This window comes from Aquabacterium sp., from assembly GCF_004297345.1.
GTDB lineage: Bacteria > Pseudomonadota > Gammaproteobacteria > Burkholderiales > Burkholderiaceae_C > Aquabacterium.
Genome location: NZ_SCTN01000343.1, coordinates 1 through 14074, shown reverse-complemented (window position 1 = coordinate 14074; position 14074 = coordinate 1). Strand labels below are relative to the sequence as shown.

Annotated in this window: 10 protein-coding genes; 1 reads left to right on the top strand and 9 read right to left on the bottom strand. The window is 62.4% G+C overall.

The features are described 5' to 3' along the window. Nucleotides 1-302 precede the first annotated feature (302 nt). The 3 genes from EPO09_RS12615 to EPO09_RS12605 form a co-directional block, all read right to left on the bottom strand. On the bottom strand, nt 303-2717 hold the full coding sequence (locus EPO09_RS12615) for an EAL domain-containing protein (RefSeq protein ID WP_290643596.1): 2415 nt from the start codon (nt 2715-2717) through the stop codon (nt 303-305). A 25-nt stretch (nt 2718-2742) separates the two neighbouring features. Continuing rightward, the gene (locus tag EPO09_RS12610; protein ID WP_290643594.1) at nt 2743-2949 is read right to left on the bottom strand and encodes a hypothetical protein; all 207 of its coding nucleotides are present in this window, start codon (nt 2947-2949) and stop codon (nt 2743-2745) included. Between the two features lie 130 nt (nt 2950-3079). Then, nucleotides 3080-4420, bottom strand: coding sequence for a condensation domain-containing protein (locus tag EPO09_RS12605; protein ID WP_290643592.1), 1341 nt, complete (start codon nt 4418-4420; stop codon nt 3080-3082). A 156-nt stretch (nt 4421-4576) separates the two neighbouring features. Here EPO09_RS12605 and EPO09_RS12600 point away from each other — a divergent pair, with 156 nt between their 5' ends. Beyond that, a complete protein-coding gene (locus tag EPO09_RS12600) occupies nt 4577-5812 on the top strand; it encodes a cystathionine gamma-synthase family protein (protein ID WP_290643590.1) in 1236 nt (411 codons plus the stop codon). A 21-nt stretch (nt 5813-5833) separates the two neighbouring features. On the opposite strand, the gene holA is transcribed toward EPO09_RS12600, so the two are convergent. The 6 genes from holA to EPO09_RS12570 all read right to left on the bottom strand — a co-directional run. Further along, entirely contained in the window at nt 5834-6889 is a 1056-nt protein-coding gene (holA, locus tag EPO09_RS12595) for a DNA polymerase III subunit delta (protein ID WP_290643588.1), read from the bottom strand. Nucleotides 6890-6926: 37 nt separating this feature from the next. Next, nucleotides 6927-7589, bottom strand: coding sequence for an LPS assembly lipoprotein LptE (gene lptE, locus EPO09_RS12590; RefSeq protein WP_290643586.1), 663 nt, complete (start codon nt 7587-7589; stop codon nt 6927-6929). Nucleotides 7590-7594: 5 nt separating this feature from the next. Then, nucleotides 7595-10288 carry a leucine--tRNA ligase gene (leuS, locus tag EPO09_RS12585; RefSeq protein WP_290643584.1) on the bottom strand — a complete coding sequence of 898 codons (2694 nt, stop codon included), beginning with the start codon at nt 10286-10288 and terminating at the stop codon, nt 7595-7597. A 135-nt stretch (nt 10289-10423) separates the two neighbouring features. After that, entirely contained in the window at nt 10424-11014 is a 591-nt protein-coding gene (locus EPO09_RS12580; RefSeq protein WP_290643582.1) for a hypothetical protein, read from the bottom strand. 173 nt (nt 11015-11187) lie between these two features. Then, complete coding sequence (locus EPO09_RS12575) at nt 11188-13023, bottom strand: right-handed parallel beta-helix repeat-containing protein (protein WP_290643580.1); 1836 nt, start codon at nt 13021-13023, stop codon at nt 11188-11190. 196 nt (nt 13024-13219) lie between these two features. Further along, nucleotides 13220-14074, bottom strand: an 855-nt coding sequence (locus EPO09_RS12570; protein WP_290643578.1) for an SDR family NAD(P)-dependent oxidoreductase, incomplete at its 5' end; no start/stop codon positions are given.

Here is a 14074-nt window from a genome sequence, read left to right as displayed (position 1 = left end):
CGGACTTTCCTCGCGTCGATCAACTCGGCGCGTGATCGTTTAATCTTCTCCCACCAACATATTCAGTCCTGCGGTGGAGGACTTTGCTCAATTTTCCACACCAGGATGCGCCCGCAGTGCGGGCAGTGAAATATGACTCCCGTGTTTTGTTGTGTGTTACTCAGAATCTGGTTGCCCAGTGTTCCTGGTGCGCGTTGACCTGTCATCGGCGACCAAGGCCCAGGGCAAGAACTGGCAGCCCAGCATGCAGGTCATCGCGCTACCTTGAGCATGTGCTGGGCGTGGTGCCGCAGCCGGGTTCGTCACATGATGTCGGCGAACTCGGTGGGCAGCATCTCGTGCGTGGTGTCTGGTGGCACCCACTGCTGAACCCAGTTGGCGAACTGCGCGCCCGGCATGGGTTTGGCAATGAAGAAGCCTTGAACCTCGTCGCAAGACAGGCTGGCCAGCAGCTTCCATGACTTGGCGCTTTCCACGCCTTCGGCCACCACGCTCAGGCCCAGGTTGTGGGCCAGGTCAACTGTGGAGCGCACGATCTTGGCGTCCTGCAGATCGCTTTCCATGTTCATCACGAAGGATTTGTCGATCTTGAGCTCGTCCACAGGCAGGCGCTTCAAGTAAGCCAGGGATGAGTAGCCCGTGCCGAAGTCGTCGATGGAGAGTTTCAGGCCCATGCCGTGCAGGCGGTTGAGGGTCTGCAAGGCGCGCTGCGGGTCGTCCATGATGGCGCTTTCGGTGATCTCCAGCACCAACAGGGTCGGGTCCACTTCATAGCGGGCCAGCACTTGCTCCAACTTGAAGGGCAGCTCCTGGTCCATCAGGTCGCGTGTGGACAGGTTGACGGCCAGCTTCATGCGCAGGCCCTGTTCTGTGAGCGCGTGGCTCATCTGGGCCACTTGCTCGATCATCCACATGGTCAGCACGCGCACAAAACCCGTCTGCTCAGCAAAGGGAATGAAGCGCATGGGCGGCACCATGCCGCGCACCGGGTGCTCCCAGCGCACGAGCGCTTCGGCGCCCAGCACCTCGCCTGTGCGCAGGTTGATCTTCGGTTGCAGGTACAGGCGTAGCTGGTCTTGATCGACAGCCGAGCGCAGTTCGCTGAGCATGGTCAGCGATTCTTCGCTGGTCGAATCCAGCCCGGGGTGGTAGGTGACGGTGCCGGATTGCTGTTGCTTGGCCGCATACATGGCCACCTCGGCGCGGCTGAGCAGGATGTCCGCATCCACGCCATGTTCGGGGCTGCTGGCTACGCCGATGCCGGCGCCCAGGTCCACGGTATGGTCGTCCAGCGTGATGGGCCGTTCGAAGGCGGACATGATGCGCAAGGCCACGGGGTAGGCCGACTTGGCATCGGTGCCTTGCAGCAGGATGGCGAATTCATCGCCGCTCAGGCGCGCCAGCACGTCCTTCTCGCTCAATGCGTCGTTGCGCAGGCGTTCGGACACCGCGCGCAACAGGCGGTCGCCGAAGCGGTGCCCCAGCACATCGTTGACGTGCTTGAAGCGGTCCATGTCCAGCAGCAGCACGGCGCAGGGCGTGCCTTCGTCGCTGGCTTTCTGGATGGCCTGGCGAAGGTCGTGGCGGAACTGCTCGCGGTTGGGCAGATCGGTCAGGGCATCCTGATAAGCCAGGCGACGGATTTCGCCTTCACGGGCCTGGATGGCCTGGCGCATGGTCTCGAAGGATTGGGCCAGTTCGCCGATTTCGCCGGTGAAGGTGGCACGCACTTCTGCGCCGTAATCACCGCGCTCCAGGCGGCGTGCAGAGGTGGAGAGCACGCGCAATGGGGTGGTGATGCGCCGTGCGGTCACGAAGCTGCCCAGTCCGAAGACGACCAGGCCGACGGCGTTCAGCATCAACAGGGTAAATTTGAGTTGGTTGAAGGGCTCCAGGGCCTTGTCCACCGAGCGCATGAGCAAGGCCGTGGTGGGTGACTGACCGGGCGCGCCGGGCAGCATCACGGGCAGGGCGCTGTATTCGGTGCCCGCTACGCGCATGGCCACACCTTGGGTGTCGCCATTGTTGATGGGCTTTTCCCAGGCGCCGGCCACAGCCTGCCATTTGCTGGTGTCCATGGTGGCGATGGCAACGCGCCAGTCGCCGGTGTTCTCGCGCAGCATCAGGGCCACTTCCATCCCCGACAGGTTACTCATGTCCTGCAGCAGGCCTCGATCGATCTTGAAGCCCATGCCGACCCAGCCAATGGTGGCCGGGGCACGCACGGGCACCGCCACGATCTGATAGGGCAAGCCATCGACGACCTCGATCTGGTAAGGCGGGATGCCGCCGGCCTGCAACTGGCTGGCATAGCGATGAACGGCTGCCAGAAAGCGCGCTGCGCCGGGGGTGGTGCTGCCTTTGAGCTGAAAGTCGGTGTCGGTGACCAGCGCCAGACTGGCGTGGATACGCTCTGCGTTGTTGGCCAGCGTGGATTGCACCGCTTCGAGATCGCCGCTGCTCACGGCAGAGCGAAAGCCATAGTCGGCAGACAAGGCGCGTGCAGCCTGATCCAGGTTGACGTTGTTCTGGCTGAGCAAGCGCAGGAAGACGCGCTCACCTGTGCTCAGTTCTGCGCGTAGCGAGGTGCGTGCGTTGTGATTGATGCTGTCTTGAATGAACCAGTAGCTGGCCGCCTGGACGACCAGCAGCAAGCCCAGGTACACGGCAACAATCCGTGTCTGGAGCTTTTGCGGGTTGAAGATCGCGGGCAGCATGCGGTCCTTGAGGCGGCCTCGGCGATCAGCGAATCGGGTGGTTCGGTCCCTTGTCGGTGCGCAGGTTGCGCTTGGGCACATCGTCGTCACGCAACCAGATGGCCATGGCGGAACTCAGCCAGTTGGTGGCAGATGTACCGGTGGTCGAATGGCCAGACTCGGTGCGAACCTCGGCTTCACAGATTGCCGGAATCGTCTTTTTACTCGTTTGTTGTGTGTCGATCCGTTCCATATACAGCCTCTAGGTGCGTGGGTCATTTTTCTTCTGACCTCTGTCTATCGGCTATCTTGGCCCGGGGATGAAGGGGTGTGCCCGCCCATGAGTGGTGCAAAAACACCCTATTTCGTGTGGGACTTCACAGTTACGGGCCAGCTGTCATGAGCTGCTGGATCTGGGTGTCGAGGGCTTGGCGAAAGGCGGCTACAGCCTCGTGCGGAATTTCATCATGCTGATGAACCAGACACAAGAATTGTCTGCCGTTGAGGATCACCGCGAAGATCAGAAAAGCGGAACTGAGGGTGGTGGGCCATAGTTCGTTCAGGCGCGTTCTGGCGTTGGGCGGATTGAGGAACTCGCTCGCGCCCAGGTTGGTGATATGGCCGCTGAGTATGGGCAGGGTGCCTTTGGCCTTGCTGTTGACGATCAGGTAGCTGAACAGATTACGGCCCAGCAGCGGCAAGGCTTCGTAGAACAGCAGGGGCAGGGCGTATTCACGCCTCTGGTAGCGCGCCAGATGGGTTTTGACCTGACTTTCCAGGGAGGCGAGTTGTGCTTTCAGGTCAGGATGTCTGCGCACCAGAACCAGGAAGGAGTGCACGAAGTTGCCGAATGCCGGGGTTTTGTCTTGCGGGAAATAGCGGCGTAAATCCACGGAAATCCGGATCGCGGCAGCGGCCTGCGGATCTTCAGGGGCCAACGCAAGAAACGCGTTGCCGATGGCATTGGTCAGCAGGGTGTTGACGGTGGTGCCATGCGCCTTGGCCAGGCGCTTCATGTCCTCAGCCGGGCAGGGGACCTCGTGGTAGCAGATGCCGCTGGTGGTGTAGCGTTGGCTCTGGCGGCGCGTGAGCGTGACGATGTTCAGGCCCTGGGCGGCTTGCTTGTCTGATCGGGTATTGCGCCACCAGCGCAGGATGTTGCCAGGCCACTGCCACCATTTGACGGGCATCACGGCGGGCAGCATGCTGGGGTCGTCCAGCGGCCAGGTCTTCATGGGCTCGCCATTGAGCCGGGCCATGATGGCGCTCAGTATCTGCACCATGCTGCGCCCGTCCCCCACGATGTGATGGATCGAAAACAGCAAGGCGGGCTGGGTGGCATGCGGCACAAAGCGGGCGCACCAGGGCATGCCGCGTTCAAGCGGCAAGTCACGGTTGATGAGGCGGTTGTGCAGCGCTTCCAGGGCTGTCCTGTCGGCGGCGTCGATACCGGGCTCTTCCTGATACGCGTCATCGAAGAGCTGGTCGACCAGCGCGTCATCCGGGAGGATGCGCATGCGGTAGCTGAAGGCTGTCGGCTCGATCACGCTGCGCAAGCGCGGGCAGCCTGAAACCAGTTCGCGCAGGGTCTGCCGCATGAGGGCGGGATCAACCGGGCCATCCAGCCGCAACATGAACGGGATGTTGATGGGACCGATGTAGCCCTCTGCGGCCCAGTACATGTGCTCGGATCGATTCAGCGCTATCAGGTCAGGGGCGGCCACGGCAAAGGTTCCAGCTCGGGTTCAATGCCCTTGATCAGGCATCATGCAAGGTGTGCCGCCGGACTATAACAACCGGCGATAAACAGCCTGCTGCGGGCTTTCCAGCGCAGATGGGCCCCGACTCAGGGGGGCAGAAGATACAAAACGGAGAGGGCGATGAGCCAAAGTTTGACCACCAGATTGCTGCATGCGGACAGGCTGGCCGGCGTAGAGCATGGCGCCGTCCACAAGCCCATGCACACGGCCGCCACGTACAGCTACCCGAGTGCCTCGGAGCTGATCGCCGTGTTCCAGGGACAGGCCTCGGGCTACGTGTATTCGCGTCAAGGCAACCCGACCGGGGCATCGCTGGAAAGCAAGCTGGTGATGATGGAAGAGGCGCGTGCGGCGGCGGTGTTCTCCACCGGCATGGCCGCCATCAGCGCCGTGTTCCTCAGCCTGCTCAAGGCGGGCGATCACCTGGTCAGCAGCCGTTTCCTCTTTGGCAATACCAACAGCCTGATGCAGACTCTGCAAGGCCTGGGGGTGAGCGTCAGCCTGGTCGATGCCACGGATGTGGCGCACGTGGAGGCCGCTTGTCGGCCCGAGACCCGCATGGTGTTCGTCGAGACCATCGCCAACCCGCGAACCCAGGTGGCTGATCTGGCTGGGATAGGCGCCTTGTGTGCGCAACGAGGGCTGGTCTATGTGGTGGACAACACGATGACCACGCCGATGCTGTTGCAAGGCCGTGAGGTTCAGGCCAGCCTGGTGGTGCACTCTCTGAGCAAGGGCATCGGTGGGCATGGTCATGCGCTGGGCGGTGCCGTGGTGGACACCGGTTTGTTCGATTGGTCGGCGTATCCGCATATCGCCGAGCCCTATCGCAAGGGCGATCCCAAGGGCTGGGGCATGACTCAGATTCGCAAGAAGGGCTTGCGGGACATGGGCGCGACCCTGCGCGCGGAGGATGCCCACCGCCTGGCGGTCGGGGCTGAGACGCTGGCTTTGCGTGTGGCGCGCACCTGTGCCAATGCCCTGCAACTGGCGCAATGGTTGAGTGCGCAGCCGCAGATCGCGCGGGTGCACTACCCCGGCCTGCCTTCGCACGCCGAGCATGAGCGGGCCGCCCGTTTGTTCAAAGGCCAGTTTGGCTGCCTGATGAGCATCGAGTTGCGCGAGGGGCTGGATCCGCTGGCGTTTCTGGATGCGCTCCAGTTGGTGATCCTGTCGAGCCATCTCGCGGACAACCGGACATTGGCCATCCCGGTCGCCCACACGATCTTCTGGGAGATGGGGCAGGCGCAGCGTGCGGCCATGGGGATCGCCGAGGGCTTGATCCGCTTGTCGATCGGCATCGAGGATCTGGCCGATTTGCAGGCCGACTTTGCGCAGGCCTTGGCTCGTATCTGAACTTGGCCGTCGGTTGGTCGCTCAGGCGCCGACCTTGGCCAATTGCAGCGCCAGGCGGCGCAAGGCTTCCCAGGGGTCTTCCGGCCATTGCGGATGACGCAGACCCTTGACGATGCCATCGACCGTGCTGGCATTGGCCACGAGGCGCGCCAGCATGGCTGCCTTGGCGCGAGGCAGGATGCGCTCGAACAGCCGTTCGCGCGGGCCCCACACACGCTGTTCGCGCAAGACCATGGGCAGGGGCTTGCCACCCTCCAGCGCCACCTTGGCACGATGCAGGGCGAGGATGTCTTCGGCCAGGGCCCAGTGCACCAGCACGGCGGCTTCGCCCTCGGCTTCCAGGCCATCGATCATGCGCAGCGTGCGTTCGACCTGGCCTGAGAGCACGGCTTCGCTGAGCTTGAACACGTTGAAGCGGGCCACGTCGACCACGGCCTCTTCGATTTGCTCGATGGTGAGCGTGCCGGGCGGGTGCAGCAAACCGAGCTTGACGATTTCCTGGTGCGCCGCCAGCAGGTTGCCTTCCACGCGGTCTGCGAAGAAGGCAAGGGTGCGTTGGCCCGCTTCACCGGGCTCGACTTGCTGGCCTTGTGCTGACAGACGTTGCGCGATCCACAGTGGCAGTTGCTGGCGCTCGATCGGGTCGCAACGTAGTGTGGCGCCGATGCCGTCCAGTGCCGTGAACCAGGCGCTGCTTTGCTGCGTCTTGTCCAGGCGCGGCAGGGTGACCAGGGTGATCACGCCATCGTTGCCCGCAGCCATCTCGCAGTATTGCTGCAGGGCTTGCGAGCCATCCTTGCCGGGCTTGCCCGAGGGGATGCGGATCTCGATGAACTGTTTGTCACCGAACAGGGACATCTCGCTGGCCGCGCCCAGCAGGCTGGACCAATCAAAGTAGGCGCCACTGACCGTGTGCACCTGGCGCTCGGTGTAGCCGGCTGCGCGCGCGGCCTGACGGAGGGTGTCACCGCCCTCTTGCACCAGCAAGGCCTCATCGCCATACAGCGTGTAGATGGGCTTGAGGGCGCCGCCTGCTTTTTGCAGATGGGCGGAGAGCTGGTCCAGGCGGATCTGCATGAGCTTGGTTTGCGGTGTGGGCGGCGCGGGCCGTGCGTCAGCGCGTTAGGCCACTGGCGGCCTCAGGCACCGAGGGTGCATGGACCACGGCGGGGGCGACAGGCTCCGCTGGCGTGACCAGTTGATCCGGTCGGATCGCAGCGAGGCGACGTAGCACCTGGCCAACGATGTCGGACTGCATGGCTTTGTGCAGGGCGGCGGATTCGTCCTGCTTGGCCAGCGCGTCCTTTTCGTTGTAAGTCATGTCGCGCGCCAGGGCCACGTCAGACGGGGCCAACAGGATCGTGCCATCCCCGCGCTTGACTTGAAAGCGCAGCGTGTTGCGCGCGGTCATGTCACGGATCTGGCCATAGGCCGTGGTGGTGGACACGGCCATGTCACGCTTGTCCACCAGGGCCTCCAGCACAACGTGGCTGTTGGGCACGCTGGAGGCCGATGCGGCTTGCGTGGCTTGCAGGGTGCTGTCCACCACATCCACGCCGGAGGCCTCAAGCGCGCGAGCCAACTCGGCGGCCATGGGCGAGTTGCCCGCAAAGCCGGTGAGCTGGATGGTCTTGAAGGCCATGTCGTAGCCATGGCGCAGCTTGAAGCCGCAGCCGGTGGCGCCCAGCAACAGGCTGGCTGCCATGCCCGTGGCGACGGTCAGGCGTGTGGCCAGGGCAAGCCAGTGGCGACGGGGGCTGGGCTGTGCGCGGCGCATGGCGATCAGACCACCACGTTGACCAGACGACCCGGTACCACGATGACCTTCTTGGCCGGCTTGCCTTCGGCAAACTTGGCGAAGTCTTCGCTGGCCAGGGCTGCAGCTTCGATCGTGGCCTTGTCAGCATTCGGGCTGATCTTGATCGAGCCACGCAGTTTGCCGTTGACCTGCAGCATCAGCTCGACCTCATCTTGCACCAGAGCCTCTTCGATCACCACGGGCCAGGGCGCATCCAGCAGGTCACCTTGGGCATCCTGGGCGGCGTAGCCCAGGTCTTCCCACAGCACGTGCGTAAGGTGTGGGCAGGCTGGGTACAGGCCGCGCAGCAGCACGCTGTAGCCTTCGCGCAGCACGGCCAGGTCAGCCGGCGTGTCGCCCTTGTGGGCTTCAAGCGCATTGAGCAGTTTCATCGCGCCGGAGGCCACGGTGTTGTACTGCATGCGCTCGTAGTCGTAGCTGATCTGCTTGAGGATGACGTAGACCTCGCGGCGCAGGGCCTTGGCATCGGCACTCAGTTCGGCCTGCGCCACGGCGCCGGCAGTCTTGAGGGCCTGCGCGTTCTTGGCACCGAAGTTCCACACGCGCTTGACGAAGCGGTGCGCGCCTTCCACGCCAGCGGCGCTCCACTCCAGCGTCTGCTCGGGTGGCGAGGCGAACATGGTGAACAGGCGGGCCGTGTCGGCACCCATGGTGTCGATCAGCTCTTGCGGGTCCACGCCATTGTTCTTGGACTTGGACATGGTGCCCACGCCGCCGTACTCGATGGCCGAGCCGTCAGACTTGAGCTTGGCGCCGTTGATCTTGCCGTTGGCGTCAAACGTGTTTTCAACTTCATGCGGCCAGAAGTACTCGATGCCGCCTTGGGCTGTCTTGCGCGAGTAGATGTGGTTGAGCACCATGCCCTGCGTGAGCAGCTTCTTGAAGGGCTCGTCGATCTTGACCAGGCCCAGGTCGCGCATGACCTTGGTCCAGAAGCGCGCATACAGCAGGTGCAGGATGGCGTGTTCGATGCCACCGATGTACTGGTCCATGCCGCGGTCGCCTGCGGCGTTGCCGGCGCCCATCCAGTAGTTGGTGCGCTCGTCGACCATCGCGTTGGCGTTGTCGGCGCACGTATAGCGCATGAAGTACCAGCTCGAATCCACGAAGGTGTCCATCGTGTCGGTTTCGCGCTGGGCGGGCTTGCCGCATTTCGGGCAGCCGACGTTGAGGAAGTCGGGGCGCGATTTGAGCGGGTTGCCGCTGCCGTCCGGCACCACGTCTTCGGGCAGGACCACGGGCAGGTCCTTCTCGGGCACGGGTACGGCGCCGCACGTGTCGCAGTGAATGATGGGGATGGGGGTGCCCCAGTAACGCTGGCGGCTGATGCCCCAGTCGCGCAGGCGCCAGGTGGTCTTCTTCTCGCCGATGCCCTTGGCAATCAGGATCTCGGCGACCTTGTTGACCGCATCCTTGTAGCTCAGGCCATTCAAGGCATCAGAGTTGACGCACACGCCCTTTTGCTTGTCGCCGTACCACTCGGCCCAGGCGTCAGCGCTGAAGGTTTCGCCCTCCACACCAATCACCTGCTTGATCGCGATGCCGTACTTCTTCGCAAAGGCGAAGTCGCGCTCATCGTGTGCAGGCACGCCCATCACGGCGCCATCGCCATATGACATCAGCACGTAGTTGCCGACCCAGACCTCGACCTGCTCGCCAGTGATCGGGTGCGTGACGAACAGGCCCGTGGGCTGGCCCTTCTTCTCTTGCGTAGCCAGTTCGGCTTCGGTGGTGCCACCGGTCTTGCACTCTTCGATGAAGGCTTGCAGCTTGGCGTTACCAGCCGCGGCATGAACAGCCAGCGGGTGCTCCGGCGCCACGGCGCAGAAGGTCACGCCCATGATGGTGTCGGCGCGGGTGGTGAACACCCACAGCTGGCCCTTGTTGATCAACTGGCCATCGGCGCCCTTGATGTCGTGCGCAAAGGCAAAGCGCACACCTTCGGACTTGCCGATCCAGTTTTCCTGCATCAGGCGAACGCGCTCAGGCCAGCCGCTCAGGTAGTTCGGGTCTTCCGGGTTGGCGACCGCGCTCAGCAACTCGTCGGCGTACTTGGTGATGTTCAGGTAGTAGCCGGGGATCTCGCGCTTTTCAACCGGGGCGCCCGAGCGCCAGCCCTTGCCGTCGATGACTTGCTCGTTGGCCAGCACGGTCTGGTCGACCGGGTCCCAGTTCACGGTCTGCGTGCGGCGTTCGCACACGCCGGCTTCCAGCATCTTGATGAACAGCCACTGGTTCCACTTGTAGTACTCGGGCTGGCAGGTGGCGATTTCGCGCGACCAGTCGATCGCCAGGCCCATCGCCTTCATCTGCTTCTTCATGTAGGCGATGTTGTCGTACGTCCAGGCGGCGGGCGGCACCTTGTTCTTCAGCGCGGCGTTTTCTGCCGGCAGGCCGAAGGCGTCCCAGCCCATGGGCATCAGCACGTTGTGACCGTTCATGCGCAGGTAGCGCGTGAGCATGTCGTTGATCGTGTAGTTGCGCACGTGGCCCATGTGCAGCTTGCCCGAGGGGTAGGGCAGCATCGAGCAGGCGTAAAAAGCCTTTTTGTCCTTGCTTTCGGTGACGCGGTAGGCGTCGCGGTCGTTCCAGTGCTGCTGGGCACGGGCCTCGACGGCACGTGGGTCGTAGGTCTGGTTTTCTTGTGTAGCGCTCATGAGATCGGTCACCGCAAAGACGAATTCAGGCTGGCAGCCCTTCACCATACGGGAAAAAGGGCTCCAGCCTGCGAAAGGTGGAATCTGTGGATTATAGGAAGGGCGGCGGTGTGTGCTGCCCTCTCCCTCCGGCCATTACTTCACCAGGCCGTCCGATTTGATCTTCACCACCAGGGTGTTGAAAACGTTCTCGGTGATTTCCTTCTCGGCCTTGAAGGGGTTGTCCGCAAATGGCAGGACCAGCAGCATGGGCAGCCATTGCACCATGGTCATGTGGTCTTGCAGATCGTAGGAGCGCGACACGCCGCCATTCTTGGCCGTGGCCGAGATGTGCACATTGGCGGTGATCCACGACGGGATGGTGAACAGGCTCAGGCCGGTGATCACGGCAGGGATCAGGGCCGCTGTCTTGTCCTCTGTGTGGGCGATCCCGTCCACGACCAGGTCAGCCGCCTCAGGGCTTTCCACAACGATGCAGCAGTCGGAAGCCTTGAGGGCGTTTTCGAAATTGGTTTTGTTGATGGCGGCCAGGGCGGCTGCAGTTTGTGCATTGCCGCCGGGGACGCTGCTCAGATTCCAGCGGCTGAAGACCTTGGTCTTGACCGGTGCGGTGGAGCGCAGATCCTGTGCTGACACAGGGCTCAGCTGGTTACCCTTGAAACCGGCGCAGCCCGACAACAGCAGGGCGGCGCATGACAGTGCGGTGACGGTGAAACGCTTGTACACAGTGATTCCTTTTTGGTGAGTGGACGGGCCTCCTGACACGCCCGGCTCAAATGTAACGCTCAGGTAACGCTCAAAAAAATGCCCGGCGCCTGGAAGGGCGTCGGGCAAGGATGGGTTGGGCGCTGCAGTGATGATGGGCCGCTTGTTGCGATGCGGCCCCTCTCACCTCGCGTTTACTTGCAGTATTGGTTCACGATGGCCAGTACGGCAGAGCGGGTGTTGGCGATGCCGGCGACGTTGGTGACCAAGGTTGCTTCCGGCGTGCCTTGCCAAGCTTGCACACGGGTGGGCATCGTCGCCAGCTGCATCACGCTGTTGTAGGTGACGTTGTTGATGGTCGTGGTGACGTCATAGGCCGGTGCCGTCGGGTTGGTGGGTGAAACCTTGGGGCTTTGCCAAGCCGCCCATCCGAACACGTTGTTGGCGTAACCCAGACTGGGATCTGGTGCCCAATCTTGCAGCCAGAAGTGCAGCGAGCCATCGCCTGCCGGGCTGCCGCAGTAGCGGTTGCCATACAGCGATGTGCTGGGGGGGACCCAGACGGGCTTTTTGTTGACGGCCTCATCGTGCCAGGCGATGACGTTGTTCGTGATGCGGATCTTGGTGGAGTTGTAGCCCGTCTCGTTGTTGGCCTTCGGGTGAACATAAATGCCATCGGCAGCATTGCCCACCATCAGGTTGCCGTCAACCAGGGTGCTGGGGCTGCCACGGAACTGAATGCCCTGGCTCTTGTTGCCGAAGATCACGTTCGATCTGATGACAGCCAATCCAGAGTTTTCCAGGAAGACACCAATCCGGTTGTAGGCCACCACGTTGTTCTGGATGGTGTTGCCATCGTTGTGTGTGTCCAGCCAGATGCCATGGCCATTGTTGTCCGTGATGACGTTGTTGGAAATCTCGGAGATATCCAGGCCGTTGTTGCCGATGAACTTGGTCGGGCCTGCTTCCCAGTCAGGGTTGAACTTGCGGAAGGCGTTGTTGCCGCTGAAATAGTTGTTGGTGATCTTGGCGCTCGAACCATTGGCCACCAGGCCAACCTGTCCACATCGGGTGAACGTGGAGTTCTGGACGATGTTGTTATCGCCCTGGATTTGCAGGCAGTGCGAGTCCGAGTCACGGAAGTCCACGCCATCGACGATCAAGCCGTTGCCCGACATCAGCACGGCACCACCGCGCCAATACGACGAGGTGTTGGAACGCTCGAAGACCAGATTCTGAAGCGTGACATTGGCCATGCCCGAACCGTTGGCGATGAATTGTGTGGCGCTGACTTCAATGCCTTCGCCAGCCGCCAGCGCCGTGGCCAGTCGGATGTACAGGACTTTGGCGGTACGGTCGTAATAGAACTGGTTGCTCGTGAGGGATTCCAGGCTCACGAATGGGATGTAGCCCGGCCACAGTTCGCCGGCCTTCAGGCCTGCAACAAGATCCTTGTCGATGGTGGACTGATCGACACCTGGGTAATAACCACCGAACACCGTGCCGCCCACCTGCTGCAACTGGCGTTGGCTTTGGGCGAGGCTGTCACGGAACACCTGCTCGGGTTCCTGAACGTTGGTGCCTTGTGTCAACGACCAAGGCAGCTTGTAGAGGTAGCCGTTGGCATTGCTGGATACCTGTGTCCAGCTAGGTTGCTTGTAAACCAGCGAGCCACGGATGATGGGCTTGGTGGCGGCACTGGCCGCGTGGATGTTGGTGCGGGTGGTCGAATTGAACTTGCTCAGACTCATCAGCGACTGGCCAATGGTGGTCTGGGGGGTGCCGTCGTTGGTGATGTAGTAAGGCTTGTTGGCTGTGTTGCCGTAGATCACCACTTCATCACCAGCCTTGGCGGCGCTGATGGCCTCTGGCAGCAACTTGAAGGGCTTGGTCGACGTGCCGCACCCAGTGGTGGGCAAAGCGCAGGCCGTGGCGCTGGTGTTGTTGACGTAAATGACGGTAGCTTGGGAGCACGATGCGGCCGCACAAAGCAGCATGGCCGCGGCACGAATGGCGGAGGTTCTGTTCATTTGGGTCCCTATTGATTGCTGGAGCGATTCTATAAAATTGCTCCTGAGTGGTATTGTGGCGTGAGTTTCGTGGCAATCAATGTGGTTTTTTGCGGCCAAATTGTTACTAATTGATGGTTGTTTAAGGTGGGGGGCAACCAGTTGGCATGAATGGCGCATGGACTGGTGCATCCGTTGGGTTGGTCAATCGCAAGCGTCACGCGGCGCGCCGAATGGTCCCTCGTGCCGACAAGGGCGAGACCTCCGCCCAGAGGCAGCTTTGTTTGTACAGGGTCTCTTGCATGGCTTGATCCCGTGCTGCGCTTGACACGATGCGCGGGTGCTGGATCGAGAAGTAGCCACCGTTCTCGCCGCGTCGGTTGCTGCCAATGGCCAGTTCGGCGGCCAGCTTGCCAGGGCGTTCCGGGCCGATCAGGAAAGGGCGCATCACCGCGTATTGCCAGCGAGGCAGTTCGCGGTAGATGGGCGAGGCCACGCCGCCCGGGTGCATCGCCTGCGAGGTGATGCCGGCGGGCAGCTTACGTGCCAGGGCATGGCTGAACATCAGATTGCCCAGCTTGGATTGTGCGTAAGCGGGCAGTACGCGGTAGGGCTTGCGGCCTTTGGCCGTGTCCAGATCGATGCGACCCAAGTTGTGCGCAATGGATGACAGGTGCACGATGCGCGCATCACCCCGACCGATGCCGCCCTCATCAGCGGTCACTTGCAGCAAGGGCATCAGCAGGTGTGTGAGCAGGAAGGGCCCCAGATAGTTGCCGCCAAACTGCAGCTCGAAACCTTCTTGCGTGAACTGCTGGCGCATGGGCACGGCACCGGCGTTGTTGATGAGCGCGTCCAGCCTGTCGTGACGTTGGGCAAAGGCCTGCACAAAGGCGTGGATGGCGGCGAACGAAGAGAGGTCAAGTTTGTAGAGCTCGACCTGCGCACCCGGTGTGCGCTGCAGGATCTCGTTGCGTGCGGCAGTGGCCTTGCCTTGATCGCGGCAGGCCAGGCAGACGATGGCGCCCTGGCGGGCCAGTTCGTGGGCCATGGACAGGCCGATACCGGAGTT

Excerpts from the sequence above, each read along its gene's own strand:
- EPO09_RS12615 (WP_290643596.1), bottom strand. The coding sequence starts at position 2,717 with ATGCTGCCCGCGATCTTCAACCCGCAAAAGCTCCAGACACGGATTGTT.
- EPO09_RS12610 (WP_290643594.1), bottom strand. The coding sequence starts at position 2,949 with ATGGAACGGATCGACACACAACAAACGAGTAAAAAGACGATTCCGGCA.
- EPO09_RS12600 (WP_290643590.1), top strand. The coding sequence starts at position 4,577 with ATGAGCCAAAGTTTGACCACCAGATTGCTGCATGCGGACAGGCTGGCC.
- holA (WP_290643588.1), bottom strand. The coding sequence starts at position 6,889 with ATGCAGATCCGCCTGGACCAGCTCTCCGCCCATCTGCAAAAAGCAGGC.
- lptE (WP_290643586.1), bottom strand. The coding sequence starts at position 7,589 with ATGCGCCGCGCACAGCCCAGCCCCCGTCGCCACTGGCTTGCCCTGGCC.
- leuS (WP_290643584.1), bottom strand. The coding sequence starts at position 10,288 with ATGAGCGCTACACAAGAAAACCAGACCTACGACCCACGTGCCGTCGAG.
- EPO09_RS12575 (WP_290643580.1), bottom strand. The coding sequence starts at position 13,023 with ATGAACAGAACCTCCGCCATTCGTGCCGCGGCCATGCTGCTTTGTGCG.